The 26,045-nt window shown below is 68.2% G+C and carries 18 protein-coding genes; 12 read left to right on the top strand and 6 right to left on the bottom strand.

From position 1 onward, the window contains the following. Nucleotides 1-176 precede the first annotated feature (176 nt). A complete protein-coding gene (gene def / locus AB4Z48_RS05295; RefSeq protein ID WP_441612835.1) occupies nucleotides 177-683 on the bottom strand; it encodes a peptide deformylase in 507 nt (168 codons plus the stop codon). A 162-nt stretch (nucleotides 684-845) separates the two neighbouring features. Between def and AB4Z48_RS05290 the strand changes: the two genes are divergently transcribed. From AB4Z48_RS05290 to AB4Z48_RS05275, 4 genes are all read left to right on the top strand, one after another. Continuing rightward, nucleotides 846-2,018, top strand: coding sequence for a LysM peptidoglycan-binding domain-containing protein (locus tag AB4Z48_RS05290; RefSeq protein ID WP_441612834.1), 1,173 nt, complete (start codon nucleotides 846-848; stop codon nucleotides 2,016-2,018). A gap of 41 nt (nucleotides 2,019-2,059) precedes the next feature. Continuing rightward, nucleotides 2,060-3,151 (top strand): DNA-processing protein DprA, encoded by a 1,092-nt coding sequence (gene dprA / locus AB4Z48_RS05285; RefSeq protein ID WP_441612833.1) that lies wholly within the window; start codon nucleotides 2,060-2,062, stop codon nucleotides 3,149-3,151. A gap of 77 nt (nucleotides 3,152-3,228) precedes the next feature. Further along, nucleotides 3,229-3,633: a thioredoxin family protein gene (locus tag AB4Z48_RS05280; RefSeq protein ID WP_441612832.1), complete on the top strand. Its 405-nt coding sequence runs from the start codon at nucleotides 3,229-3,231 to the stop codon at nucleotides 3,631-3,633. A gap of 183 nt (nucleotides 3,634-3,816) precedes the next feature. Further along, nucleotides 3,817-6,516: a DNA topoisomerase III gene (locus AB4Z48_RS05275; protein WP_441612831.1), complete on the top strand. Its 2,700-nt coding sequence runs from the start codon at nucleotides 3,817-3,819 to the stop codon at nucleotides 6,514-6,516. 57 nt (nucleotides 6,517-6,573) lie between these two features. On the opposite strand, the gene AB4Z48_RS05270 is transcribed toward AB4Z48_RS05275, so the two are convergent. After that, nucleotides 6,574-7,479 (bottom strand): LysR family transcriptional regulator, encoded by a 906-nt coding sequence (locus AB4Z48_RS05270; RefSeq protein WP_441612830.1) that lies wholly within the window; start codon nucleotides 7,477-7,479, stop codon nucleotides 6,574-6,576. 194 nt (nucleotides 7,480-7,673) lie between these two features. Here AB4Z48_RS05270 and AB4Z48_RS05265 point away from each other — a divergent pair, with 194 nt between their 5' ends. Next, nucleotides 7,674-7,979 carry a hypothetical protein gene (locus tag AB4Z48_RS05265; RefSeq protein WP_441612829.1) on the top strand — a complete coding sequence of 102 codons (306 nt, stop codon included), beginning with the start codon at nucleotides 7,674-7,676 and terminating at the stop codon, nucleotides 7,977-7,979. 397 nt (nucleotides 7,980-8,376) lie between these two features. On the opposite strand, the gene AB4Z48_RS05260 is transcribed toward AB4Z48_RS05265, so the two are convergent. From AB4Z48_RS05260 to AB4Z48_RS05250, 3 genes are all read right to left on the bottom strand, one after another. After that, on the bottom strand, nucleotides 8,377-8,823 hold the full coding sequence (locus tag AB4Z48_RS05260; RefSeq protein WP_441612828.1) for a hypothetical protein: 447 nt from the start codon (nucleotides 8,821-8,823) through the stop codon (nucleotides 8,377-8,379). A gap of 194 nt (nucleotides 8,824-9,017) precedes the next feature. Further along, complete coding sequence (locus AB4Z48_RS05255) at nucleotides 9,018-9,212, bottom strand: YbdD/YjiX family protein (protein WP_441612827.1); 195 nt, start codon at nucleotides 9,210-9,212, stop codon at nucleotides 9,018-9,020. Nucleotides 9,213-9,249: 37 nt separating this feature from the next. Then, nucleotides 9,250-11,322: a carbon starvation CstA family protein gene (locus tag AB4Z48_RS05250; protein WP_441612826.1), complete on the bottom strand. Its 2,073-nt coding sequence runs from the start codon at nucleotides 11,320-11,322 to the stop codon at nucleotides 9,250-9,252. A gap of 483 nt (nucleotides 11,323-11,805) precedes the next feature. Between AB4Z48_RS05250 and AB4Z48_RS05245 the strand changes: the two genes are divergently transcribed. Both AB4Z48_RS05245 and AB4Z48_RS05240 read left to right on the top strand, forming a co-directional pair. Next, the gene (locus AB4Z48_RS05245) at nucleotides 11,806-13,215 is read left to right on the top strand and encodes a cache domain-containing protein (RefSeq protein ID WP_441612825.1); all 1,410 of its coding nucleotides are present in this window, start codon (nucleotides 11,806-11,808) and stop codon (nucleotides 13,213-13,215) included. Continuing rightward, nucleotides 13,212-13,886, top strand: coding sequence for a response regulator (locus tag AB4Z48_RS05240; protein WP_441612824.1), 675 nt, complete (start codon nucleotides 13,212-13,214; stop codon nucleotides 13,884-13,886). The genes AB4Z48_RS05245 and AB4Z48_RS05240 overlap by 4 nt, the downstream gene beginning before the upstream one ends. 101 nt (nucleotides 13,887-13,987) lie before the next feature. Here AB4Z48_RS05240 and AB4Z48_RS05235 read toward each other — a convergent pair whose 3' ends face one another. Beyond that, on the bottom strand, nucleotides 13,988-15,844 hold the full coding sequence (locus AB4Z48_RS05235; protein ID WP_441612823.1) for a phosphoenolpyruvate carboxykinase (GTP): 1,857 nt from the start codon (nucleotides 15,842-15,844) through the stop codon (nucleotides 13,988-13,990). A gap of 525 nt (nucleotides 15,845-16,369) precedes the next feature. Here AB4Z48_RS05235 and AB4Z48_RS05230 point away from each other — a divergent pair. The 5 genes from AB4Z48_RS05230 to AB4Z48_RS05210 all read left to right on the top strand — a co-directional run bounded on the left by AB4Z48_RS05230 (nucleotide 16,370) and on the right by AB4Z48_RS05210 (nucleotide 26,025). Beyond that, nucleotides 16,370-17,383: a D-2-hydroxyacid dehydrogenase family protein gene (locus AB4Z48_RS05230; protein WP_441612822.1), complete on the top strand. Its 1,014-nt coding sequence runs from the start codon at nucleotides 16,370-16,372 to the stop codon at nucleotides 17,381-17,383. A 140-nt stretch (nucleotides 17,384-17,523) separates the two neighbouring features. After that, on the top strand, nucleotides 17,524-18,699 hold the full coding sequence (locus AB4Z48_RS05225) for an MFS transporter (RefSeq protein ID WP_441612821.1): 1,176 nt from the start codon (nucleotides 17,524-17,526) through the stop codon (nucleotides 18,697-18,699). A gap of 312 nt (nucleotides 18,700-19,011) precedes the next feature. After that, nucleotides 19,012-20,247, top strand: a complete 1,236-nt coding sequence (locus AB4Z48_RS05220; protein ID WP_441612820.1) for an efflux RND transporter periplasmic adaptor subunit — start codon at nucleotides 19,012-19,014, stop codon at nucleotides 20,245-20,247. A gap of 19 nt (nucleotides 20,248-20,266) precedes the next feature. Then, the gene (locus AB4Z48_RS05215; RefSeq protein WP_441612819.1) at nucleotides 20,267-23,473 is read left to right on the top strand and encodes an efflux RND transporter permease subunit; all 3,207 of its coding nucleotides are present in this window, start codon (nucleotides 20,267-20,269) and stop codon (nucleotides 23,471-23,473) included. 275 nt (nucleotides 23,474-23,748) lie between these two features. Then, the gene (locus tag AB4Z48_RS05210; protein WP_441612818.1) at nucleotides 23,749-26,025 is read left to right on the top strand and encodes a TonB-dependent hemoglobin/transferrin/lactoferrin family receptor; all 2,277 of its coding nucleotides are present in this window, start codon (nucleotides 23,749-23,751) and stop codon (nucleotides 26,023-26,025) included. Nucleotides 26,026-26,045 lie beyond the last annotated feature (20 nt).

Genomic DNA, 26,045 nt, shown 5'->3' with positions numbered 1-26,045 from the left:
AGGCAATACGATAGCAGAGCGCGCCGGAGCGGCGAAGCCGCCGGCTGTTCTTGCGAGATTGCTTCGGCATTCAGGGCGAAGCGCAGCGGTTCTGGCCTGGCGCGTGGCCGCAGGCAGCACAAGCGGTACGACAAGGCCGCGCAATGGCGCCAGCACCGTTGCGCAGCCGCCCGGGCCTACATGCGGCTGCGTTCGCGCTTGTGCAGCTTGGACTTGATGCGCTGGACCTTCAGCGGCGACAGGTATTCCACGAAGACCTTGCCCTTGAGGTGGTCCATCTCGTGCTGGATGCACACGGCCAGCAGGTCGTCCGCGTCCAGCTCGAAGGTCTCGCCCTTCTCGTTCAGGGCGCGCACGCGCACGCGGTCCGGGCGTTCCACGCGGTCATAGACCTCGGGCACCGACAGGCAGCCTTCTTCCCACACCTTGCGGTTATCGCTGGCCCAGGTGATTTCCGGGTTGATGAAGACGCGCAGTTCGTCGCGGCTTTCGGAGATGTCGATCACCACCACCTGCTCGTGCACGTTCACCTGTGTCGCGGCCAGGCCGATGCCCGGCGCCTCGTACATGGTCTCGGCCATGTCATTTACCAGCTGGCGGATGCGGTCGTCCACCGCGGCAACCGGTTTTGCCACGATATGCAGGCGGGGATCGGGGTAGGTCAGGATATCGAGTTTGGCCATGATGCTGGGGCGCAACGCCCCCACTGCTCACACATGTGGCCCGCGTTGCGGCAACGGGTGTTTACATGCAGAATCGGGGCGCAAGTACAAAAATTCAAGGCGCGTCGCAGCAGGCGCGCTCTCCAGGGTCAATCCGGCTGTTCTGCCAGCCGGTTCGAGAAAATGCGCGATCTTACCAAAGAACACCAGGCGGCGCCGGGCCGCAGGACGTACGCGTTTGCCTGTTCAATGCTGTGTGCGGCTGGCATCACTGTCGCTACGGGGGCGATGGTCCAGGCTGCCGAACTGGTCGTCACCCCTGCCCAGCAGGCGCGGGCGTCGACCACGGCGCAGCAAGGCATACCCGCCGCCGACCTGGCCGCGAACGCGCCCACCCAATATGTGGTGCGCGGCGGCGATACGCTGTGGGGCATCTCCGGGCGCTTCCTGCGCCAGCCCTGGCGCTGGCCCGAACTGTGGGGCATGAACCGGCAGCAGATCCGCAACCCGCACCTCATCTATCCGGGCCAGGTCCTGTACCTGATCCAGCGTGACGGCCGGGCCTGGCTCTCGACCACGCCCGCGGCGGGCGACACGGTGCGCCTCACTCCGGCCGTGCGTTCCGAGGGCGGCCCCGACGGCGCCATTGCCAGCATCCCCGCCAAGGACATCGAGCCCTTCCTGATCCGCCCGCAGGTGGTCGACGAGGGCACGCTGCAGACGTCCGCGCGCATCATCGGCCTGCCCGAGTCGCGCGTGTACCTCGGCATGGGCGACACCGCCTACGCGCGCGGCATCTCCCCGCCCGAGGCCGTGGTCGGCAGCGACTGGCAGGCGTTCAAGCCGGTCAGGCCGATCAAGGATCCCGTCACCGGCCAAGTGCTGGCTTTCGAGGCAGAGTACCAGGGCAACGTGCGCATCTCGCGCCCGCCGGAAGGCTTCGAGGCCGTCACCACGCTCAAGGTCACCCAGGCCCAGCAGGAAATGGGCACGGGCACGCTATTGATGCCGCAACCCGCTCGCGAGGCCGTGCGCTATATCCCGCACGCACCGGATGCCCTGCTCGACGGCCGCATCGCGGCGGTCTACGGCGGCGTGCAGTTTGGCGGCGCCAAGCAGGTGGTGGTGCTCAACCTGGGCACCGCGGCCGGGCTCGAACCCGGCCATGTGGTGGCGCTGTCGCGCGCGGGCCTGGTGGTGCGCGACCGCACCGATGGCAACCGCCCGGTCCAGTTGCCCGATGAGCGCTACGGCCTGGCCTTCGTGTTCCGGGTCTTCCCTGGCGTTGCGTACGCCCTGGTCACCGACGCCTCGAATGCGATCGAGGTGGGCGACCACGTCACATCGCCGCGTTGAGCGCATGGCCAGCAGCCGGCCCGGGCGCGGCGCCGGCCGCCGTGCCTGACGCCGCCGAGATCGCGGCCTGGCTGCGGCTGACCCAGGCGCCGGGTCTTGGCAAGGCCGCGGTGCGGCAGCTGCTGGCGGCCTTCGGGCTGCCGCAGCAGCTGTTCGCGCTGGACTTCGCCACCCTGTCCCGGGTCATACCCGCCAGGCAGGCCCGCGCCCTGCTGGCGGACCCCGACGCGGCCACGCTGGCGCTGATCGAGCGCACCGTGGCCTGGGCCGGCGAACCCGGCAACCATCTGCTGACTCTGGCCGATGCGGCCTACCCGCGCGCCTTGCTGGATCTGTCCGATCCGCCCCCCATGCTCTACGTGAAAGGCCGGCCCGAGGCGCTGGCCGGCCCGGCCGTGGCCATGGTGGGCGCGCGCAATGCCACCGTGCAGGGCGTGGAGGATGCGCGGCGCTTTGCCACCGTGCTGTCCCGGGCCGGGCTGACCGTGGTCTCGGGCATGGCGCTGGGCATCGATGGCGCCGCCCATGACGGCGCGCTCGCCGGCCCCGGCGGCACCGTGGCGGTGATCGGCACCGGCGCCGACCTGGTCTACCCGGCGCGCCACCGCGAGTTGGCCCACCGCATCGCAGCCGAAGGCGCGATCGTCAGCGAGTTTGCGCTTGGCGCGCCGGGACGCAGCCAGCATTTTCCCCAGCGCAACCGCATCATCGCTGCGCTGGCGCGTGGCGTGCTGGTGGTGGAGGCGGCGGCGCGCTCGGGTTCGCTGATCACGGCACGGCTTGCCGCCGAGCTCGGGCGCGAGGTCTACGCCATGCCCGGCTCGATCCACGCCCCCTTGTCCAAGGGTTGCCACCTGCTGATCCGGCAGGGAGCCAAGCTGGTCGAGACTGCGCAGGACGTGCTGGAGGAGCTCGGCATGGAAGCCGGCGGCGTGCCGCGCGTGGCGCCAGCGCAGGTGCCGCGGCTGGACGACCTGCTGGGCCAGGCGCTCACCCACGATCCGGTCACGCTGGACGCGCTGTGCGCGCGCTCCGCCCTGCCGCCCGAGCAGGTGGCGGCCACCCTGCTGGCGCTGGAGCTGGAGGGCGCGGTGGAGCGCCTGCCCGGCAACGTTTACCGGCGCATCGGGTGAGCGCGCCGAACGGTTTTCCCGCCGCCCGCTACAATCAAACGATTCCCGTGCCTGAAAAGGCTCATGTTTATTCCGCCATGACCGTTTACTTTCCGGAGCACAATGCGGGCGAGATCGCCCAGGCGCTGGCAGCGCGTCCGCAAGGCCGCCTGGTGGCCTGCCTGTGCGCCGAGTGGTGTGGCACCTGCAAGGACTACCTGGAGGCGCTGCGGCGGCTGGCGGCGCGTTTCCCGCAAGACTGCTTTGTCTGGATCGATATCGAGACCCACGCCGACCGGCTTGGCGACCTCGACATCGAGAATTTCCCGACCGTGCTGGTACAGCCTGCGGCCGGTGGCGCGCCGCAGTTCTACGGCACGTTGCTGCCGCATATCGAAGTGCTCGAACGCATGCTGGCGCGCGGCGCCGCCATGCGGCTTGCAGCCGGCACGGAGCTCCCGGAGGTGCTCGAGTGGCTGCAGGCCGGAGACAGCAACGCCTAGCCGGCGGGGCGGGCCGGATGGCACCGCCCGGGGGCAGCGACGCACGGGCCAGCTTGCACCGCCGTCGAAACCGCGCTTATTATTGGCGCCTCAAAGCCCAGGCTCGCTGTTTACATATAGTGCATAGCCTTCAGTGGCAATAATTCGCAGGCCGCCAGTGAGCGGCCAGCAAGGACCCGATCCATGTCAAAAGCCCTCATCATCGCGGAAAAGCCATCGGTTGCGGCCGATATCGCCCGTGCCCTCGGGGGCTTTACCAAGCATGACGAATACTTCGAAAGCGACGAATACGTCCTTTCGTCGGCCGTCGGCCACCTGGTTGAGATTGCCGCCCCGGACGAATACGAGGTCAAGCGGGGCAAGTGGAGCTTCGCCAACCTGCCGGTGATCCCGCCCCACTTCGACCTGCGCCCGATCGCCAAGACCGAGTCGCGCCTCAAGGTGCTGAACCGCCTCATCAAGCGCAAGGACGTCACCGGGCTGGTGAACGCCTGCGACGCGGGGCGCGAGGGCGAACTGATCTTCCGCCTGATCCAGCAGCAGGCCAAGGCCCGCCAGCCGGTGCAGCGCCTGTGGCTGCAGTCGATGACGCCGCAGGCCATCCGCGACGGTTTCGCCCGCCTGCGCGACGACGCCGACATGCTGCCGCTGGCCGATGCCGCGCGCTGCCGCTCCGAGGCCGACTGGCTGGTGGGCATCAACGGCACGCGCGCCATGACGGCCTTCAACAGCAAGGGCGGCGGCTTCTTCCTGACCACCGTGGGCCGGGTGCAGACCCCGACGCTGTCGATCGTGGTGGAGCGCGAGGAGAAGATCAAGAAGTTCGTCCCGCGCGACTACTGGGAAGTGCGCGCCGAGTTCATCGCCGCCGCGGGCCTGTATGAAGGCCGCTGGTTCGATCCCAAGTTCAAGAAGAACGAGTTCGATCCCGAGGCGCGCGAATCGCGCCTGTGGAGCGAGGCCGAGGCCAAGAGCATCGTGGTGGCCTGCCGCGACAAGACCGGCACCGTCACCGAGGAATCCAAGCCCTCCACGCAGCAGTCGCCGGCCCTGTTCGACCTGACCACGCTGCAGCGCGAGGCCAACTCCCGCTTTGGCTTCTCGGCCAAGAACACGCTCGGCCTGGCGCAGGCGCTGTACGAAAAGCACAAGGTGCTGACCTACCCGCGTACCGACGCGCGCGCGCTGCCCGAGGACTACCTGGACACGGTCAAGCAGACCATGGACATGCTGGCCGACAGCTCGCCGAACTACCTGCCGCACGCCAAGAAGGTGCTGTCCAGCGGCTGGATYAAGCCGAACAAGAAGATCTTCGACAACAGCAAGATCAGCGACCACTTCGCCATCATCCCGACGCTGCAGGCGCCGAAGAACCTGTCGGAGCCGGAGCAGAAGCTGTACGACCTGGTGGTGCGCCGTTTCCTGGCAGTGTTCTTCCCGGCGGCCGAGTTCCTGGTCACCACGCGCGTCACCGAGGTGGCGGGCCATCATTTCAAGACCGAGGGCAAGGTGCTGGTCAACCCGGGCTGGCTCGTGGTCTACGGCCGCGAGTCCCAGGGCGACGAGTCCAACCTGGTGGCGGTGGCCAAGGACGAGCGGGTCAAGGTCGACAAGGTCGATTCGGTCGGCCTGACCACCAAGCCGCCCGCCCGCTACAACGAAGCCACGCTGCTGTCCGCCATGGAAGGCGCCGGCAAGCTGGTGGACGACGACGCGCTGCGCGAAGCCATGGCCGGCAAGGGCCTGGGCACGCCGGCCACGCGCGCGGCCATCATCGAAGGCCTGCTCGCCGAGAAATACCTGGTGCGCGAAGGCCGCGAACTGATTCCCACCGCCAAGGCCTTCCAGCTGATGACGCTGCTGCGCGGCCTGGGCGTGCTGGAGCTGACCCAGGCCGAGCTGACCGGCGAATGGGAGCACAAGCTGTCGCAGATCGAACGCGGCGGCCTGAAGCGCGACGAGTTCATGCGCGAGATCGCGCAGATGACGCAGCAGATCGTCAAGCGCGCCAAGGAGTACGACAGCGATACCATCCCCGGCGACTACGCCACGCTGGCCACGCCGTGCCCGCAGTGCGGCAGCCAGGTCAAGGAGAACTACCGCCGCTTTGCCTGCACCGCGTGCGAGTTCTCCATCAGCAAGATCCCGGGCGGCCGCCAGTTCGAGATCGACGAGGTGGAAGAGCTGCTGCTCAAGAAGGAGATCGGTCCGCTGCAGGGCTTCCGCAGCAAGATGGGCCGCCCCTTCGCCGCCATCCTCAAGCTGGCCCGCGATGACGAAGGCCACTACAAGATGGAGTTCGACTTCGGCCAGAACGACGACGACAACGACGGCGAGCCGGTGGATTTCACCGGCCAGGAATCGGTCGGCGCCTGTCCCAAGTGCGCCGGCGCTGTGTACGAGCACGGCATGAAGTACGTGTGCGAGAACGCCGTGGCCAGCCCGAAGACCTGCGATTTCACCACCGGCAAGATCATCCTGCAGCAGGAGATCTCGCGCGAGCAGATCGGCAAGCTGCTGGGCGCAGGCCGCACCGACCTGCTGATCGGCTTCAAGTCCTCGCGCACCGGGCGCAACTTCAAGGCCTACCTGGCCAAGCAGCCGGACGGCAAGATCGGCTTCGAGTTCGAGGCACGCGAACCCAAGGCGGGCGCGAAGGGCGCGGCGGCGAAGACGGCTGCCGCCAAGAGCGGCGGCGACGAAGCACAGGCCGAGGAAAAGGCCGGCAAGGCGCCGGCCAAGGCCGCCACCAAGACGGCGGCCAAGGCACCGGCAAAGAAGGCGCCCGCGGCCAAGAAGGCCGCTGCCAAGGCGCCAGCTGCCAAGCGCGCCACCGGCAAGTCGCGCACCGGCGACGAAGCCACGGCCGACGCCGAGGAGTAAGTCCGCGGCGCGGGCGGGGCCAATGTGGCGCCGCCCGCGCCAACCGCACCGGGCTGGCTAGACCTGGTGCTTGCTGCGCTCCATGCCATCCGCCAGCAGAAAATCGATAAAGGCGCGCACCTTGGTCGGCAGGAACTTGCGGCTGGGGTAGACCACGCTGACGTCGCGCCGTGGCAACTGGTACTGCGTCAGGATGTGCGTCAGCCTTCCGGACTCGATATTGGGCCGCGCAAGGTAGGACGACAGCATCGCCACGCCCATGTCGGCCAGGGCCGCCTGGTGCGCCAGTTCCGCATTGCTGCACAGCAGGCTGGGCCGGATCGGCACCGTCACTTCGCCCTCGGGCCCCGACAGCGTCCACTCATGCTCCGCCGTGGGCAGGCGCATCGCGATGCAGCGGTGATGGCTGAGTTCGTGCGCGTGGCGCAGCGGCGCGTGCTGGCGCAGGTAGCCCGGCGAGGCGCACAGGATGATCTCGGCGGAAATCAGGGGACGCGCCACCAGGTGCGAGCCCAGCCCCAGGTCCGACAGCACCACGCCTACGTCGCGGCCTTCTTCCACGATATCGACAATGCGGTCGGACAACTGCACGTCGAACACCACATCCGGGTACATGGCCTGGAAACGGGCCAGCGCTTCCGGCAGCAGGTGCAGGCCGAACATCACCGGGGCCACCAGCCGCAGCGTGCCTGACAGCGACTGGCTGCGCGCCGTTACCACCGATTCGGCCTCTTCCACGTCCTCCAGGATCTGCTGGCAACGCTGCAGATAGGTCTCTCCGGCGTCCGTGAGCGACAAGCTACGGGTCGTGCGGTTGAGCAGCCGGGTGCCCAGATGGCTCTCCAGGTCGGCCACGTAGCGCGTCACCACGGCATTGGACATTTCCAGTTGCTGCGCTGCACGTGCAAAGCTGCCCAGCTCCACTACTTTGGAAAAGACGCGCATCGATTGCAGCCGGTCCATGACATAGTCTCCAGTCTTGCTCGTGAACTCTTACGGATTGTGGGCTATTTATTGCGAAAACTAGAACTAATCATTGTCCGCAACAATATTTATTCATATGAGGGAAATGCCTAATATCGAGCCATCGGATGCCGCATTGCAGCGAAGCTGCTGAAAAAAAGAGCCGGTGTCCTCGCCAGTGGAAAGGAACCATCATGAAGACCCAACGTTTTGCCCTGATCGCCGCTGCCGCCACGCTCGCCGCCACCCTGTCGGCCGCGCCCGCGTTTGCCAAGAGCGGCAAGTTCGATGTGTTCGCCGATGGCGCCCGCATCACCCAGACTTCGGTGTACAGCAACGGTGGCAAGACCGGCAAGTTCGACAGCTTCACCGATGGCGCCCGCGCCGGTAAGTTCGACCCGTTCACCGACGGTGCCAAGGTCGGCAAGTTCGACCCGTACACCGACGGCGCCAAGGGCGGCAAGTTCGACGTCTTCACCGACGGCGCCGCTGCCCTGTAAGGCAGCCTGCCCGTTGGCCGGGGCCGCCCGTGGCGGCCCCGCCCCATTCGGCTGATCTCCACAGGCCGGTGGGGAGGGAGCGCAAGCGCTCTCCCCGCATCTACCGGAGAACACGCCCGTACCGCGCCGGTACGGGCGTGTTTGTTTTTGGGCTCCACCCCGGGGCTCCGCATTGAGGGTCCGCAAACCCGGTTCCGCAAACCCGGTCCCGCAAACCCGGTCCCGCAAACCCGGTCCCGCATCGCCCCGGCGAAGCGGCATGAACGTGATCCATGATACCCCCGGCATGGCCCGCATTCGTGCACCGCTTCGCCGTGCCTGGTCGAGCGCCCACCCGGGCCAATGAAAAACGGGCCCCTCGGGGCCCGTTTTGCTGCTGATCGTCCGATCCTGCCGATCAGTCGTCGTGGTGGTGATGCTTGTGCTTGCGCTTGTAGCCGCCACGATAGCCGCGGCCGCGGTCATCGTCGTAGGAATTGCTGCGCGACACATTGCCGCCCAGCGCCGCGCCCGCGCCGCCGCCCACGGCCGCGCCCAGCAGGCCGCCGGTGCGCCCGCCCATGGCATTGCCGGCCGCCGTGCCCGCGCCGCCGCCCAGCGCGCCGCCGATGATGGCGCCGGTGCGCTCGCGGCGGTTGGAGGTGACCGCGCCGCCTGCGCCGCCGCCTACTGCGCCGCCGATCACCGCGCCGGTCGAGCCGCCGAGTGCGCCGCCCACCGCCGCGCCGGCGACACCGCCGAGTGCGCCGCCGAGGGCATTGTTCATATCGCCCGCAAACACCGGCAGCGCGGATGCCGCCAGGGCGATGGCCAGGGTGAAACTGCGAACGGTGTGCCGAGACATGTTCTTCTTCCTTGGGTTAGCAATGATTATCAACTTTTGACGCAAGTGTAGAGAGGTCGCCCCAAGCTTGCTGTAACCACGTGTAAGGCGCTGTAACGGCTAGGGAAACGCAAAAAGGGCCGCTTTCGCAGCGGCCCACCTAAAGCATCACTTGCACCCCGGATTACGCGCCGGACTGCGCACAATCCGGCGGCTTAGCAGCACTTGCCTTGTCCCCCGCCGTAGCGCGCTTCCTGGCGTTCGCGGAAAAATTCCTCGTAGCTCATCGGCGCGCGGTCGGGGTGGGTGCTTTCCATGTGCGCCACGTAGGTCTGGTAGTCCGGCAGCCCCACCATCAGGCGCAGGGACTGGCCGAGGTAGCGGCCCATGGTTCCCAGTTGCTCGATCATGACGATTCTCCTGTTCCTGTAGCGGGTTCGGGCGTACTCAGTGCTGCGCCGAGGTCGTTGCCGGCATCGGCTCGAACGGCGTCTCGCGGTCGGTCGGGCGGCTCGCGGCGCGCGCGGCCAGCGCGGTCTTGAAGCCGTAGAACACGACCGACAGCACCACGAACATGAACAGCGCGCACAGGCCGGCGTCCAGGTAGTCGTTGAAGACGATGCGGTGCATCTGCTCCATCGACTTGGCCGGGGCCAGCACCTTGCCCGCGGCGATGGCGTCGCTGAACCTGGCCGCGTGGGTCAGGAAGCTGACCTTGGGATCGGCGTCGAACAGCTTCTGCCAGCCGGCGGTCAGCGTGCAGATCAGCAGCCAGATGGTGGGCACCAGGGTGACCCAGGCGTACTTGCCGCGCTTCATCTTCACCAGCACGCAGGTACCGAGCACCAGTGCCACCGCGGCCAGCATCTGGTTGGAGATGCCAAACAGCGGCCACAGCGTGTTGATGCCGCCCAGCGGGTCGACCACGCCCTGGTACAGGAAATAGCCCCAGAACGCCACGCACAGCGCGGTGGCGATCAGGTTGGCAGGCAGCGAGTCGGTGCGGCGGAACGAGGGCACGAAGCTGCCCAGCAGGTCCTGCAGCATAAAGCGCCCGGCGCGGGTGCCCGCGTCCACGGCGGTCAGGATGAAGAGCGCCTCGAACAGGATGGCGAAGTGGTACCAGAAGGCCATCATGGCCTGGCCGCCCACCACCTGGTGCAGGATGTGGGCAATGCCCACCGCCAGCGTCGGCGCGCCGCCGGCACGCGAGATGATGGTGTTCTCGCCGACGTCCTTGGCGGTCTGGATCAGCACGTCAGGCGTGATCACGAAGCCCCAGCCGGACACCACCGCGGCCACCGCTTCCGGCGACGTGCCGATCACGGCGGCCGGGCTGTTCATGGCGAAGTACACGCCCGGCTCGATCACCGAGGCGGCCACCAGCGCCATGATGGCGACGAAGGATTCGGCCAGCATCGCGCCGTAGCCGATGAAGCGCATGTGCGACTCGCTCTCCAGCAGCTTGGGCGTGGTGCCCGAGGAGATCAGCGCATGGAAGCCCGACACCGCGCCGCAGGCGATGGTGATGAAGAGGAACGGGAACAGGTTGCCCGACCACACCGGCCCGCCGCCCTTGGCGAACTGCGTGAACGCCGGCATCTTCAGCTCCGGCGCCACGATCACGATGCCCACGGCCAGCGCGATGATGGTGCCGATCTTGAGGAAGGTCGAGAGGTAGTCGCGCGGGGCCAGCAGCAGCCACACCGGCAGCACCGCGGCGATAAAGCCGTAGACGATCAGCATCCACGTCAGGGCCTTGCCGTCGTACGTGAACAGCGGCGCCAGCACGGCGCTCTCGTGCACGTACTGGCCGCCGATGATGGCCAGCATCAGCAGCACGAAGCCGATCACCGACACCTCGCCGATGCGGCCCGGGCGGATGTAGCGCGTGTACACGCCCATGAAGATGGCGATGGGAATCGTCACGCCCACGGTGAAGGTGCCCCACGGCGAGCCGGCCAGCGCCTTCACCACGATCAGCGCCAGCACCGCCAGGATGATGATCATGATCATGAAGCAGCCGAACAGCGCGATCATGCCCGGCACCGTGCCCATCTCGGACTTGATCAGGTCGCCCAGCGAGCGGCCGTCGCGGCGCGTGGAGATGAACAGCACCATGAAGTCCTGCACCGCGCCGGCGAACACCACGCCGGCCAGGATCCACAGCATGCCGGGCATGTAGCCCATCTGCGCGGCCAGCACCGGGCCCACCAGCGGGCCGGCGCCGGCGATCGCGGCGAAGTGGTGGCCGAACAGCACCGCCTTGTTGGTCGGCACGTAGTCCAGCCCGTCGTTGTGGCGCCAGGCCGGCGTCATGCGCCTGGGGTCGAGCTGCATGACCTTGTCGGCGATGAACTTGCTGTAGTAGCGGTAGGCGATCAGGTAGATGCAGATCGCGGCGACCACGATCCACAAGGCACTGACGGCTTCGCCGCGAGACAGTGCAACGGTGGCAAAGGCGAAGGCGCCGAGTACGGCGACGGCCAGCCACACCAGGTGTTGCCCGATGCGATTCATGATGAGGGTCTCCTCAGACCGTTTATGGAAATGCCGGCGGCGGCAGGTCCGGCATGCATGGCGCGGCGCGCGAGGGCGTCCAAGCGGACGGCGCGCGCCGGGGACGGCGGGCTGACGAGGGGGTGGCGTGGTTGTCTCCTGCCAGTTTTTCGTCGGTGCCCGGTGAGTCTCGCAAGCTCCGGATCTGGTCGTCGCAGGCGGGCGATGCTGCCGGCAATCGCTGGCCGCACCCGCTGCGCAGGACGCATGCATGATGCTGCGTGGCAGCGGTCGCACGTCCGGCGTGTAGTATTGACACCCGCCCCTGGCGGCACAAGCGCGGAACTACGCAGCGACGTTGCGTGTTACTACGTAGATCCACGGTCATATGCCGCTTGCGCGTCATCCGTGTTTACCCCGGGGACGCACCCGGCGCCATCCCGGCACCACGCAAGCACCACGCGAGCACCACTCGAGCACTACTCAGGCACTGCCCCGGCATCGATGAAACTCCGTCAGAAGATCCTGCTGCTGGCCGTCGCGCCGCTCGCCGTCGCCATGTTCGGCATCGCGCTGGCGGTGCGCTACCAGGCCACCGCGCTGGCCCGCCACGAGCGCACCCTGGTCGAGGCGGCCTACCTGCAGAGCAAGGAGGTCGAGCTGCGCCACTACGTAGAGCTGGCGCAGAGCGCGATCGCGCCCATGGTGCACTCGGGCCGCAACGATGACGCCACCCGCCACGCCGCCATGGAAGCGCTGGCGCGCCTGGACTACGGCCCCGACGGCTACTTCTTCCTCTACGACATGCAGGGCCGCAACCTGATGCACCCGCGCCAGCCCGAGCTGGTCGGACAGGACCTGTGGAGCCTGCGCGACCCGCAGGGCGCGCTCACCATCCAGCGGCTGATCGCGGCCGCGCGCGCCGGCGGCGGTTCGGTACGCTACATGTGGAAGAAGCCGTCGTCCCAGCAGGTGGCGCCCAAGCTCGGCTACGTGGTCGGGGTGCCGGAATGGAACTGGATGCTTGGCACCGGCATCTACCTGGACGACGTCGAGCGCACCCTGCGCCAGCTCGATGCGCGCGCCGAGACCGATATCCGCGAAACCATGGCATGGATCGGGGTGATCGCCGCCATCAGCATCCTGCTGGTGGCCGCCAGCGGGCTGGCCCTCAACGTGAGCGAGCACCGCGAGGCCGACGCCAAGCTGCGCCAGCTGGCCCAGCGCGTGGTGCAGTCGCAGGAAGAAGAACGGGCACGGCTGTCGCGCGAGCTGCATGACGGCATCAGCCAGTTGCTGGTGTCGGTCAAGCTGCTGCTGGAAACCGCGGCCAACCGCCTGCGCCTGGCGCCGGGCGAAGGCGCCACGGTGTCGCCCGTGCTCGGCACCGCGCTGGCGCGCCTGGACAGCGTGTTCAACGAGGTGCGGCGGGTGGCGCGCAACCTGCGCCCCGCCCTGCTCGACGATCTCGGCCTCTACGCCGCGCTGGAGCACCTGGCGCGCGAGATGCAGGAAGGCAGCGGCCTGCGCATCGCGGTCTCGCGCAGCGGCACGCCGCGCGAGCTGCCCGACGAACAGGCCACCGCGCTGTTCCGCATTGCCCAGGAAGCGCTGACCAATGTGGAGCGGCATGCGCACGCGCGCCATGTGGCGCTGGAACTGGCCTTCGACGCCGACGCCACCCGGCTGACGGTGCAGGACGACGGCGCCGGCTTCGACGTGGCGCGCATGCAGCACGACCCCAAGCGTGGCATCGGCCTGCGCAACCTGCGCGAGCGCACCGCCGCGCTGGGCGGCGAGTTCGAGATCAGCTCCCGTCCCGGCGCCACCCGCCTGCACGCCGCGGTGCCACTGCCGCGCCCGGGCCCCGCGCCCGCCGCGGCCCGACAAGACAGTTCAGGAAATCCATCATGACCCAAGCCCCTGCCCGCGTGCTGCTGATCGACGACCACGCGCTGGTGCGCGACGGCATGCGCATGCGCCTGGGCCTGCAGCCCGAGCTGAGCGTGGTCGGCGAAGCCGACGACGGCGAGGCCGCGCTGGCCTGGCTGGCCCGCGCCGCGCCCGAGCAGATGCCCGAACTGGTGATCACCGATATCGGCATGCGCGGCATGGGCGGCATCGCGCTGGCCGCCGCGCTGCACGACGACTATCCCGAGCTGGCCGTGCTGGTGGTGTCCATGCACGACAACCTGGAGTATGTGCGCCAGGCGATCCGCGCCGGCGCGCGCGGCTATGTGCTCAAGGATGCGCCCGCCGACGAACTGATGGCGGCCATCGGCGCCGTGCTCGCCGGCCGCGTCTTCTACAGCGCCCGCATTGCGCGCCGCATGGTCGAGGAAAGCCCCGCCGCCGGGCCGCTCGATGCGCTCACGCCGCGCGAGCGCGCCATCCTCAACTGCATCGGGCGCGGGCAGGCCAACAAGGACATCGCCGCCGCGCTGGGCGTATCGGTGCGCACCATCGAGACGCACCGGCTCAATCTGCGCCGCAAGCTCGGCATCGAAGGCCGCGCGGAACTGGTGAAGTACGCGGTGGAGCAGCTCGGCGCGGGCACGGCGGGCGATACGCCGCCGGGCACGTAGCCCGTGGCGGCTCTGGCGAGCATCGGCGCGCAATACGCCGGCCAAAAGAAAAAGCCCCCTGTTTCCAGGGGGCTCTCGCCTGCAGCCGGAATCGCGGCGGCTTAGTCAGCCAGGCGCTTGGCCAGTGCGGCCTTGGTGTCCACCAGCGCCTGCGGCAGGTTGTGCTTGAGCTGGGTGAACAGCTCTTCGTGCAGGGTCAGCTCGCGCTGCCATGCGGCGTGGTCGATCGAGGTGACCTGGTCGAACTGCTGGCGCGTGAATTCCAGCCCTTCCCAGTTCAGGTCCTCGAAGCGCGGCGAGGTGCCGAACACGTGGTCGGTGCCCTTGCCGTGTCCTTCGACGCGGTCGATCATCCACGACAGCACGCGCATGTTCTCGCCGAAGCCCGGCCACACGAAGTTGCCGTCCGCGTCCTTGCGGAACCAGTTGACGCAGTAGATGCCCGGCAGCCTGGCGCCGCTGGCTTCGAGCTTCTTGCCCAGCGCCAGCCAGTGGCCGAAATAGTCGGCCATGTTGTAGCCGCAGAACGGCAGCATGGCGAACGGGTCGCGGCGCACCACGCCTTGCTGGCCGGCCGCCGCGGCGGTGGTTTCCGAGCCCATGGTGGCGGCCATGTAGACGCCTTCGGTCCAGTTGCGCGCCTCGGTCACCAGCGGCACCGTGGTGGAGCGGCGGCCGCCGAAGATGAAGGCGTCGATGGCGACGCCGGCCGGGTTGTCCCAGTTATCGTCGATCGACGGGCACTGCACGGCCGGCGCGGTGAAACGGGCGTTCGGGTGCGCGGCCTTGGCGCCGGTCTCGCGGGCGATGGCCGGGGTCCAGTCCTTGCCCTGCCAGTCGACCAGGTGGGCCGGGGCTTCCTTGCTCATGCCTTCCCACCACACGTCGCCGTCGTCGGTCAGCGCCACGTTGGTGAAGATGACGTTTTCCTTGAGCGTCGCCATCGCGTTGAAGTTGGTCTTCTCGCTGGTGCCCGGGGCCACGCCGAAGTAGCCGGCTTCCGGGTTGATGGCGTACAGGCGGCCGTCCTGGCCGGGCTTGATCCAGGCGATGTCGTCGCCGATGGTGGTGACCTTCCAGCCTTCGAAGCCCTTGGGCGGGATCAGCATGGCGAAGTTGGTCTTGCCGCAGGCCGACGGGAAGGCGGCCGCCACGTGGTACTTCTTGCCCTCGGGCGAGGTCACGCCCAGGATCAGCATGTGTTCGGCCAGCCAGCCTTCGTCACGGCCCATGGTGGAAGCGATGCGCAGGGCGAAGCACTTCTTGCCCAGCAGCGCGTTGCCGCCATAGCCCGAGCCATACGACCAGATCTCGCGCGTTTCCGGGAAATGCACGATGTACTTGGTGGCGTTGCAGGGCCAGGGCACGTCCTTCTCGCCCGCGGCCAGCGGCTTGCCGACGGTGTGCACGCAAGGCACGAAGTCGCGGTCGGTGCCGAGCACGTCGAACACCGCGCGGCCCATGCGGGTCATGATGCGCATGTTCACCGCCACATACGGCGAATCGGACAGTTCCACGCCGATATGGGCGATCGGCGAGCCCAGCGGGCCCATCGAGAACGGCACCACGTAGAGGGTGCGGCCACGCATGCAGCCTTCGAACAGGCCGGCCAGGGTCTGGCGCATTTCGGCCGGGGCGGTCCAGTTGTTGGTGGCGCCGGCATCTTCCTGCTTTTCCGAGCAGATGAAGGTGCGGTCTTCGACGCGCGCCACGTCCGACGGATCGGACAGCGCGAGGAAGGAGTTCTTGCGCTTGGCCGGGTTGAGGCGCTTCATGGTGCCCGCGGCGACCATCTGGTCGCACAGGCGGTCGTACTCTTCCTGCGAGCCGTCGCACCAGTAGATGTTGTCGGGTTTGGCAAGCGCCGCGATCTCGGCTACCCAGGCGACCAGCTTCTGGTGCTTGACCCAGGCCGGAACGTTGAGTGCGGGCGTGCCCTGCATGGCGGGATGGTTCATACAGTTACTCCAAAGCGAAAAAGAATTCTTTCCAAAGCCTGGGCCGCGCCATCGCGTCGCCGCGTGCAGGCGGCACCGGGACATCCACGGGCCAACATCGTCACATCCCGTTACAACTGAGCGGCAGCCCCGACCCAGCAAAAGGTCGCGGCGGGCCTCGTGGCTGCGCTACAGTTGCGCTTTCCGCGCGACAGGGCCGGGCAGGCTTTGTCCGGCACAATCCGGCGGACGGGAGCGTGGCTCGACCGACAATCCGGTAGCATCGGAGCCGGCAAGGATACCACTGCCTCGGGCCGCTGTTTTTTGCTCCGCAGCAATGTTGGCGCAGTGCCGGCGCATCTTTCCTGCCGTGCCGTATTGTCCTGTTCACCTGCCTGGCAGCGCACTTCTGCCTTGCGCCAAAAAGTCTGCGCCGCACGCCGCACCTGCGGCAGTGTCGCGCGGCAGGTAGTAAAACAATACAGTGGATGCGCGCGCCGCTTTGTGGTCGCGCGCACCTTAGCCATTGCCAAACCAGAGTTGCCGATGAAGATTGCCGTACTCGACGATTACCAGGACTCCGTTCGCAAACTGCCCTGTTTCAGCCTGCTCGACGGCCATGACGTCAAGGTGTTCAACAACACCGTGAAGGGCGTCGGCCAGCTGGCGGCGCGCCTGTCGGACGTGGAAGCCGTGGTGCTGATCCGCGAACGCTCGCGCATCCCCCGCCAACTGCTGGAAAAACTGCCTAAGCTCAAGATCGTCAGCCAGACCGGCCGCGTCGGCGGCCATGTCGACATCGATGCCTGTACCGAGCGCGGCGTGGCAGTGCTGGAAGGCTCCGGCTCGCCGGTGGCGCCGGCCGAACTCACCTGGGCCCTGATCATGGCGGCCCAGCGCCGCATTCCCCAGTACGTGGCCAGCCTCAAGCACGGCGCCTGGCAGCAGTCCGGGCTCAAGTCCACCACCATGCCGCCCAATTTCGGCCTGGGCCAGGTGCTGCGCGGGCAGACGCTGGGCATCTGGGGCTACGGCAAGATCGGCAAGCTGCTGGCCGGCTACGGCCGCGCCTTCGGCATGAATGTGCTGGTGTGGGGCCGCGAGAACTCGCAGAAAAGCGCCCGGGAGGACGGCCTGGCGGTGGCCGAGTCGCAGGAGCAGTTGTTCGCCGAAAGCGATGTGCTGTCGCTGCACCTGCGCCTGAACGACGAGACCCGCGGGCTGGTCAAGCTGTCCGACCTCACTCGCATGAAGCCGACCGCGCTGTTCGTGAATACCAGCCGCGCCGAGCTGGTCGAGGAAAACGCCCTGCTGACCGCGCTCAACCGCGGCCGCCCGGGCATGGCGGCGGTCGACGTGTTCGAGTCCGAGCCCATCCTCCAGGGCCATGCCCTGCTGCGCATGGAAAACTGCATCTGCACGCCGCACCTGGGCTACGTGGAGCGGGAGAGCTACGAGATGTACTTCCGCATCGCCTTCCAGAACATCCTCGACGTACTGGCCGGCAAGCACGACAGCATCGCCAATCCCAAGGCGCTGACGCCGGCCCTGTCGCGCTAGAGCCGGCACCGGAGTCCGCGGCGCGGTGCCCGGTTCGCCGCAAACGCGAACCGGGCAAACCCGCTACACTCGCCTCATCCCGCGCGGCCTCCGGCCGCGTTTTTCGTCTTTCCGCCCTCTTTTTTCTAGCGCCGCCCGCCATGGATCCCAGGCTCCTGACGCTGTGCTTCGGCAATTTCGTCATCGGCACCGGCGCGATGATCGTCACCGGCATGCTCAACGACATCGCCGGCGACTTCGGCCTGAGCGCGGGCACCGCCGGCCAGCTGATCGCGGTGTTCGCGCTGGCTACCTGCGTGGGCGCCCCGCTGTTCGCCACGCTCGGCTCGCGCATCGACCGCCGCCTGCTGCTGGCCGGATCGCTGCTGGTCTATGCCGTCATGCACCTGGCCGCGGCGCTGGCGCCGAGCTTTGCCGCCCTGATGGCGGTCCGCTTCCTGACCGCCATCGGCGCGGCCATCTATACGCCGCAGACCGCCGCCACGCTGCCGCTGCTGGTCAACGCGCAGACGCGCGGGCGCGCCATCAGCTTCGTCTTTCTCGGCTGGAGCGTGGCCAGCGTGGTCGGCGTGCCGCTGGGCACGTGGATCTCCAGCACGCTGGGCTGGCGCTTCAGCATGGCGCTGGTGGGCGTGATGGCGCTGGCCGCGGCGCTGGCCGTGTGGCGGGCGCTGCCGCCGCGGCTGTACGTGGAGCCGGTCGGCCGCGCCGCCTGGGGCGCGGTGCTGCGCCATACGCCGATGGTGCTGGTGGTGGCCACCACCATGATCCAGTCCGCCGGCATGTTCACGCTGTTTACCTACATCGCCCCGCTGTTGCGCGATGTGCACGGCATCAGCGGCGCCACGCTGAGCCTGATGTTCCTGGCCTACGGCGCCTGCGGCGTGACCGGCAATGTGCTGGCTGCCGCGCGCATGGACCGGGCTACGCCAGCGCGCATCGTCCAGGTCGCCATGCTGACCTCGCTGGCGGCGATGCTGCTGTGGCCGCTGGCCACCGTCGGGCCGGTGGCGCTGGTGCTGATCTTCATGCTGTGGGGCGTGGGCGGCTTCGCCACCAACAGCGCGCAGCAGGCGCGGCTGGTGGCGCTGGCGCCGGAGCGCGCCTCGGCCTCGATCTCGCTCAACTCTTCCTCGATCTACCTCGGCCAGGCCCTCGGCGCCATGGGTGGCGCGGCGATCTACGCCACCGCCGGCGCCGGCGCCCTGCACTGGGGCGCCGCCGTGCTGATGCTGCTGGCGCTGGGCGTGTCCCGGCGCGCGCGCGTGCTGGGCTGCCGCTGGAGCCAGCGCGAGGCACCCGCGCCACAGGCCTGAGCGCGCGTACCCGGGTCTGCGCTCAGGCCGGCATGCGCTCCGCCGCCAGCGCCGCGATGTGTCGATAGAAAGCATCAGCGCCCGCCCGCGGGATGGCCGACACGGCTGGCTTTCTGCTAATGTTTGGCTCTTGATACAAGCAGGTACCCCCCGTGCTGTAATAGTTTGTAATGGGGTGGATGGCGCCGCCACTAGCCGCCGGCGGTCCCGATCCTGTACTAGTAGCGGTTTTGTCGCGAGTCGGCACTGGTTCCCAGAAACCGGGCCGTCGGGGAGCGGCGCCTGATGCGCGCACTGTAAGAGAGTCCTCACATGAAAACGAACGGCATCGACCAGGCCAAGGGCTTCGTCGACGGTAAGTGGAGTCCAGGCATGGGCACGGGAAAGGGACGCGTCTCCCCATGGGTGCTGGCCGTGGTCCTGGCCGCGCTGGCAGCGGGCGGATGGTACGGCTGGCGCGCGTGGCTGGCGCCCAAGCCCGCCGCAAAGGCGCCTGTCACGGTGGTGGTGAGCACGGCCGTGGTCCAGCAGGGGGACGTTCCGCTGAAAGTAAGCGCTAACGGGACGGTCAGTGCGCTGTCCACGGTCGAGGTCCGCCCGCAGGTCTCGAGCACGGTGCGCGCCGTGCACATCAAGGAAGGCCAGACCGTCAAGCCGGGTGACCTGCTGTTCACACTGGACACCCGCATGGACGAGGCCAACCTTGCCCGCGCGCAGGCCCAGCTGATGCGCGACCAGGCCGACCTGTCCGACGCCCGCCGCACCCTGGCGCGCAGCAACGAGTTGCTCCAGCGCAACTTCATCTCCAAGAGCGCGGTCGATACCGCCCAGGCCAAGGTCGACGGCTTCGAAGCCACCATCCGCGCCGACCAGGCCGCGATCGAGGCCGGCCGCGTGGCGGTCAGCTACGGCGCCATCCGCGCCACCATCGCCGGGCGCACCGGCGTGATCAATATGTTCCCCGGCTCGCTGGTGATGCCCAACAGCGCGCTGCCGATGGTCACCATCGCCCAGATCCAGCCCATCGCCGTCACCTTCACGCTGCCCGAGCGCCAGCTCGCGGCGCTGCGCGAGGCGATGCACGCCGGCCCGGTCACCGTCACCGCGCTGCCCAACGACGGCAGCAAGAGCCCGGTCACCGGCAAGATCAGCTTCGTGGATAACACGGTCGACCCGCAGTACGGCAGCATCCGCATCAAGGCCCAGTTCGGCAACGAGGAGCAGCGCCTGTGGCCGGGCACCTATGCCAACGTCGATGTCGTGGTGCAGACCCTCAAGGGTGCGTTGTCGGTGCCGCCGCAGGCCGTGGTGACCGGCCCCGAGGGCCGCTTCGTCTACGTCGTGCAGCCCGACAACCGCGTCAAGCCGGTGCCGGTGAAGGTGCAGGTCTCGACCGCCGGCGCCGCCGTCATCGAAGGCGTGCCCCCGGGCACGCGCGTGGTGGTGGAGGGCGCGCAGAACCTGCGCGCGGGCAGCCTGGTGCGCGAAGGCGCGCCGGCGGCCAAGGCCGTCGCGGCCAGCGCCGCAGCCGCCGACGCCAAGCATTGAATTCCAGAGCCCCAACGCCATGACCCTGTCCGAGCTCTGTATCCGCCGTCCGGTGATGACGGTGCTGCTGTGCCTTGCGGTGATCGTCACCGGCATCGCGCTTTACCCCACCATCCCGATCGCGGCGCTGCCCTCGTTCAACTCGCCGGTGATCCAGGTCACGGCGACGCTGCCCGGGGCCAGCCCCGAGACCATGGCGGCCTCGGTGGCGACGCAGCTGGAAAAGCAGTTCGCCACCATTCCGGGCGTGTCGGTGATCAGCTCGTCGAACACGCTGGGCAACTCGAGCATCACCATCGAGTTCAACAACGACCGCGACATCGATGCCGCGGCCGTGGACGTGCAGGCGGCGCTGTTCCGCGCGCAGCGTTCGCTGCCGATCGAGATGACGGTGCCGCCGTCGTACCGCAAGGTCAACCCGGCCGATGCGCCGGTGCTGCTGCTGGCGATCAACTCGCCGGCCATGAGCCTGGCCGAGCTCAACGCGTTCGGCGACAACCTGATCTCGCCCACGCTGGCTACCCTTCCGGGCGTGGCGCAGGTCCAGATCTTCGGCCAGAAGCGCTTCGCGGTGCGCGTGCGCGCCCATCCGGATGCGCTTGCCGCGCGCGGCCTGACGCTCGACGAGCTGGCCACCGCGCTGAACCGCGCCAACGCCAACACCCCGGTCGGCACGCTCGACGGCGCGCGCCAGACGCTCACCATCCAGGCCAACCGCCAGCTCGCCAGCGCCGACGCCTTCCGCAACATCATCGTGGCCAGCCAGCCCAGCGGCGCGCTGGTGCGGCTGTCCGACGTGGCCGAGGTGGAGGACAGCGTCGAGACCATCAAGACCGGCAGCTGGCTCAACAACGAGCGCTCCATCGTGCTGGCCGTGCTGCGCCAGCCCGACGCCAACACGGTGGCGGTGGTCGACGCCATCAAGAACGCCCTGCCCCGCCTGATCCAGCAGATGCCGGCCTCGGTGAGCGTCAACGTGGTCAATGACCGCTCGCAGTCGATCCGCGAGTCGATCCACGATGTGCAGTTCACACTGGCCCTGACCGTGGCGCTGGTGGTGCTGGTGATCTTCCTGTTCCTGCGCCGCGCCGCGGCCACGCTGATCCCCACCGTCTCGCTGCCGATCTCGCTGATCGGCACGGTGGCGCTGATGAAGGCCTTCGGCTACAGCCTGGACAACGTCTCGCTGCTGGCCATCACGCTCGCCGTGGGCCTGGTGGTGGACGATGCCATCGTGATGCTGGAAAACATCGTGCGCCATATCGAGGAAGGCGTGCCGCCGCTCAAGGCCGCGCTGGTCGGCTCGCGCGAGATGGGCTTCACCATCCTCTCGATCTCGATCTCGCTGATCGCGGTGTTTATCCCGATCTTCTTCATGCCGGGCGTGATCGGCCTGCTGTTCCACGAGTTCGCCGCGGTGGTGTCGCTGTCGATCCTGGTGTCGGCGCTGGTATCGCTGACCCTGATCCCGATGCTGTGCGCGCGCTTCCTCTCGGCCGAGAACGTGCCCATCGACGAGTCCCAGCACGCGTATGGCGACCACGCCGGCGGCGCGCACGCACCGGCCGTGGCGCAGAAGCAGACCATCGGGATGCGCTCCACGCAGTGGTTCGAGGACCTGTTCGAGTTCACGCTGCACCGCTATGCGCGCGGGCTCGACTGGTGCCTGGCCCACCGCAAGTCGGTGCTGGCGGTGGCCGGGCTGACCTTCGTGCTGACCGCGGTGCTGTTCGCCACCATTCCCAAGGGCTTTTTCCCGGAAGAAGACATCGGCCAGATCCAGGTCAACGCCGAAGGCCCGCAGGACATCTCCTTCGACGCCATGGCCGACCGCCTGCGCGACGCCGCGGAGCGCATGCGCAAGAATCCCGCGGTGCGCAGCATCGTGGTGTCGATCGGCGGCGGCAACTCGCCCGCCATCAACACCGGCCGCATGTTCGTCGAGCTCAAGCCGCTGGGCGAGCGTCCGCGCATGGCCAAGGTGGTGGAATCGCTGCGCCGCGACGTGGCCGGCATCCCGGGCCTGGCGGTCTACTTCTCGCCGGTGCAGAACCTGCGCCTGGGCGGGCGCCAGAGCAAGAGCCGCTACCAGTACACGCTGCAGAGCGTGAAGGCCGGCCAGCTGCAGGAGTTTTCCGACAAGCTGATGGTCAAGATGCGCGCCGACCCGGTGTTCCGCGACGTCACCAGCGACTCGCAGCAATCCGGCCTGGAGGCGCAGCTCTCCATCGACCGGGACAAGGCCAACGCGCTCGGCGTGCAGATCCAGGACGTGCGCCAGGCACTGTATTCCGCCTTCGGCGAGCGGCAGGTCTCCACCATCTACACGCCGATCGACAACTACTACGTGATCCTGCAGGCGGCCGACATCGACCGCGCCGACGAGACCGCGTTCTCCAAGCTCTACGTGCGCAGCAAGACCGGGCAGATGGTGCCGATCTCGGCCTTCTCCACCACCGAGCGCCGGGTCGGGCCGATTGCCGTGAACCACCAGGGCCAGCTGCCTTCGGTGACGGTGTCGTTCAATCTCGCGCCGGGCGCGGCGCTGGGCGACGCGTCGTCGAAGATCGATGCCTACCGGCAGGAGATCGCCATGCCGACCTCGATCTTCACCAGCTGGGGCGGCGACGCGGCGGTGTTCCAGTCTTCGCAGGCGACCCAGGTGCTGTTGCTGGTGGCGGCCATCGCCGTCATCTACACGCTGCTGGGCGTGCTGTACGAAAGCTACATCCACCCGCTGACCATCCTGGCCGGCCTGCCCTCGGCGGCGGTGGGCGCGCTGCTCACGCTGTTCATCTTCAATATCGAGCTGTCGCTGATCGCCACCATCGGCGTGCTGATGCTGATCGGCATCGTGAAGAAGAACGCCATCATGATGATCGACTTCGCGCTGGCGGCGCAGCGCGAGCAGGGCATGGCCCCGGCGCGCGCGATCCGGCAGGCCTGCCTGCTGCGCTTCCGCCCGATCCTGATGACCACCTTCGCCGCCGTGATGGGCGCGCTGCCACTGGCGCTCGGCCTGGGCGCCGGCGCCGAGCTGCGCCAGCCGCTCGGCCTGGCGGTGGTGGGCGGCCTGCTGTTCTCGCAGGTGATCACGCTGTTCATCACGCCGGTGATCTATCTCGCACTGGACCGCTTCTCGGGCACCGGACCGCTGCAGATCGATGCCGAAGACAATCGCATGCCGGTGCTGGTGGGAGGCGAGGCGGCCGTCGAGCGGCACTGAGCGCACTCGCCGCAGTTGCGTCCACGCCAGGGGGCGGTGCCGGTCAGCCGGCACCGCCCTTTTGCCTTGCGGCCGGCCCCGCAGGCCACATCGGTGTGGCATGGGCGGCACAAGGCCTCTGCATGTCTGCTTTACAAATCGTTACCAATTGATAATAATTCGCATTCTCAATAGAGCGTAGCCGGCTGTGCCGAGCTGCGCCTGACCACGCCAGCCAGCCACCCGCACCATCGCTCCAGCCAGCCAGCGTTTCGTTTTCATATGGGGGAAAATCCATGAAACGCCGCTGTCTGGCGCGCCTGCGCGCCTCCGTCCGAGTCACGCCCATCGCCGTCTGCGCCACGCTGGCCTGCCCTGCCTTCGCCGCCGGACCGGCCGAGGAGCCGGTCCGCCCGCTGAGCGAGGTGGTGGTCACCGCCACCCGCACCGAGGAGCGCGCCGATGCGGTCGCCTCGACCATCACCGCCATCGAGGCGCGCCAGATCGAGCGCACCCAGCCGGTCGACGAAGCCGGCCTGTTCGCCGACGAACCCGATGTCGACGTGCCGCGCGACCGGCGCCGCTTCGGCACCGGCAGCATCAATATCCGCGGCATCGAGGACAACCGCGTGCTGCTGATGGTGGACGGCGTGCGCCTGCCCGACTACTACAACGGCGGCGGTCCCTCCAACCTGTCCAGCGCCACCCGCGACGCGCCGGAGTTCTCCTTCCTCAAGCGCGTCGAAGTGCTGCGCGGGCCGGCTTCCAGCCTGTACGGCTCGGACGCCATCGGCGGCGTGGTGTCCTATGTCACCAAGGATCCCGAGGACCTGATGCGCGGCAATGCCGCGGGCGGCGAAGCGGGCCTGTCGTGGAACGGCATCGACAGCGGTTTCGGCCAGACCGCGGGCGTGGCCGGCGGCAACGAAACCATCAAGGGCCTGTTCATGTACGCGCACCGCAAGGCGCACGCGGTGCAAAGCATGGGCGGCGACGATTCCACCTCCACCGGCCGCTCCGTGGCCAACCCGCAGAACAGCGAGACCAATGCCTGGCTGGGCAAGCTGGTGTTCGATCCCGCCGCCGGCCATCGCTTCAGGCTGACCTACGAGCACCGCGAGGGCGATACCTTCACCGATATCCGCCGCCTGTCGCCGTCACTGCCGCGCGTGACCTCCGCCAGCGGCACCGAGGACGTCTCGCGCAACCGCGTCAGCCTGGACTACGAATGGAAGCCGGCCAGCCGCGTGCTCGACCGACTCGGCGCCACCGTGTTCTACCAGGAGAGCGAGAACCGCACCGTGACCGACCAGGTGCGCAGCCGCACCAGCGCCGGCTGCTCCGGCTCGACGGCCGGCACCAGCCTGTGCGACGTGCACCTGCTGTTCGGCTTCCGCCAGCAGCAGACCGGCTTCAACCTGCAGGCGGACAAATCGTTCGCCACCGGCCCGGTCGGCCACCTGTTTACCGGCGGCGTGGATTTCATCCGCGTGCGCTCGAGCGAGAACCGCGACGGCACCGCGTACAACCGCACCACGGGTACGGTATCGAAGTCGCTGGCCGGCGACAACTTCCCGATCCACGATTTCCCCAGCGGCGAGACGCGCCAGACCGGCGTGTTCGTGCAGGACGCGCTGCAGTTCGCCGGCGGCCGCTTCACGCTCACGCCGGGCCTGCGCTTCGACCACTACTCGCTTGGCCCGGACGACGACAAGCTCTACAACAGCGTGGCCTCCAAGCCCGCCATCAGCAAGAGCGACTCCGCGCTCTCGCCCAAGCTGTCCGCGCTGTGGCAGGCCACCGACCGGATCAACCTGTGGGCGCAATACGTGTTCGGCTTCCGCGCGCCCAACTACCAGGAAGTCAACGGCAGCTTCCGCAATACCATCCAGGGCTACGGCGCCGCGCCCAACGGCGACCTCAACTCCGAGAAGAGCCGCTCCTTCGAGATCGGCGCGCGCTACTCCGACGAACGCGTGCAGAGCAGCGTGGCGCTGTTCGACAACCGCTACAAGGACTTCATCGAGCAGGTGCAGCTGAACTGCCCTTCCGACCCGGCCTGCCTGGCGGGGCTGCGCGCCACCTACCAGTATCGCAACCAGAGCAGCGTGCGCATCTATGGCGCCGAGTGGCGCGGTAGCTATCGCTTGCTGCCGCAATGGCGCGTCGATGGCGCGGTGGCCTATGCGCACGGCACCAACGAGCAGACCGACCGCCCGCTCAACAGCGTCTCGCCGCTGCGCGCCAGCGCCGCGCTGACGTGGGAGCGCGGCAGCAACAGCCAGGGCCAGGGCGCCAGCCTGCGCTGGCGCGGCGCGCGTCCCGTCACGCGCACCGACGACAGCAGCTTCACCTACTTCAAGCCGGGCGGCTATGGCGTGACCGACGTGCAGGCATGGTGGCGCTTCAACCGCTACGCCAGCATCGTGCTGTCGGTAAACAACCTGTTCGACAAGAAGTACTGGCTGTGGGGCGACGTGCGCCAGTCCGGCGTGGCCGCCAGCGAACCGGGCCTGGATTTCTACACGCAGCCGGGCCGCACCTTTGCCGCCAGCGTGAAGCTGTCGTTCTGACCGAAAGGCGTAGAACAAAC

Origin of the sequence: Cupriavidus sp. 2TAF22, from assembly GCF_052115045.1 — a bacterium.
GTDB lineage: Bacteria > Pseudomonadota > Gammaproteobacteria > Burkholderiales > Burkholderiaceae > Cupriavidus.
The sequence above is the reverse complement of the archived record's forward strand: the minus strand, read 5'-3'. Positions and strand labels throughout refer to the sequence as shown.

Bases quoted from the DNA above. Each gene is read 5' to 3' on its own strand.
- def (WP_441612835.1), bottom strand. From the start codon at position 683: ATGGCCAAACTCGATATCCTGACCTACCCCGATCCCCGCCTGCATATC.
- AB4Z48_RS05290 (WP_441612834.1), top strand. From the start codon at position 846: ATGCGCGATCTTACCAAAGAACACCAGGCGGCGCCGGGCCGCAGGACG.
- AB4Z48_RS05280 (WP_441612832.1), top strand. From the start codon at position 3,229: ATGACCGTTTACTTTCCGGAGCACAATGCGGGCGAGATCGCCCAGGCG.
- AB4Z48_RS05270 (WP_441612830.1), bottom strand. From the start codon at position 7,479: ATGGACCGGCTGCAATCGATGCGCGTCTTTTCCAAAGTAGTGGAGCTG.
- AB4Z48_RS05265 (WP_441612829.1), top strand. From the start codon at position 7,674: ATGAAGACCCAACGTTTTGCCCTGATCGCCGCTGCCGCCACGCTCGCC.
- AB4Z48_RS05260 (WP_441612828.1), bottom strand. From the start codon at position 8,823: ATGTCTCGGCACACCGTTCGCAGTTTCACCCTGGCCATCGCCCTGGCG.
- AB4Z48_RS05255 (WP_441612827.1), bottom strand. From the start codon at position 9,212: ATGATCGAGCAACTGGGAACCATGGGCCGCTACCTCGGCCAGTCCCTG.
- AB4Z48_RS05250 (WP_441612826.1), bottom strand. From the start codon at position 11,322: ATGAATCGCATCGGGCAACACCTGGTGTGGCTGGCCGTCGCCGTACTC.
- AB4Z48_RS05245 (WP_441612825.1), top strand. From the start codon at position 11,806: ATGAAACTCCGTCAGAAGATCCTGCTGCTGGCCGTCGCGCCGCTCGCC.
- AB4Z48_RS05240 (WP_441612824.1), top strand. From the start codon at position 13,212: ATGACCCAAGCCCCTGCCCGCGTGCTGCTGATCGACGACCACGCGCTG.
- AB4Z48_RS05235 (WP_441612823.1), bottom strand. From the start codon at position 15,844: ATGAACCATCCCGCCATGCAGGGCACGCCCGCACTCAACGTTCCGGCC.
- AB4Z48_RS05230 (WP_441612822.1), top strand. From the start codon at position 16,370: ATGAAGATTGCCGTACTCGACGATTACCAGGACTCCGTTCGCAAACTG.
- AB4Z48_RS05225 (WP_441612821.1), top strand. From the start codon at position 17,524: ATGGATCCCAGGCTCCTGACGCTGTGCTTCGGCAATTTCGTCATCGGC.
- AB4Z48_RS05220 (WP_441612820.1), top strand. From the start codon at position 19,012: ATGAAAACGAACGGCATCGACCAGGCCAAGGGCTTCGTCGACGGTAAG.
- AB4Z48_RS05215 (WP_441612819.1), top strand. From the start codon at position 20,267: ATGACCCTGTCCGAGCTCTGTATCCGCCGTCCGGTGATGACGGTGCTG.
- AB4Z48_RS05210 (WP_441612818.1), top strand. From the start codon at position 23,749: ATGAAACGCCGCTGTCTGGCGCGCCTGCGCGCCTCCGTCCGAGTCACG.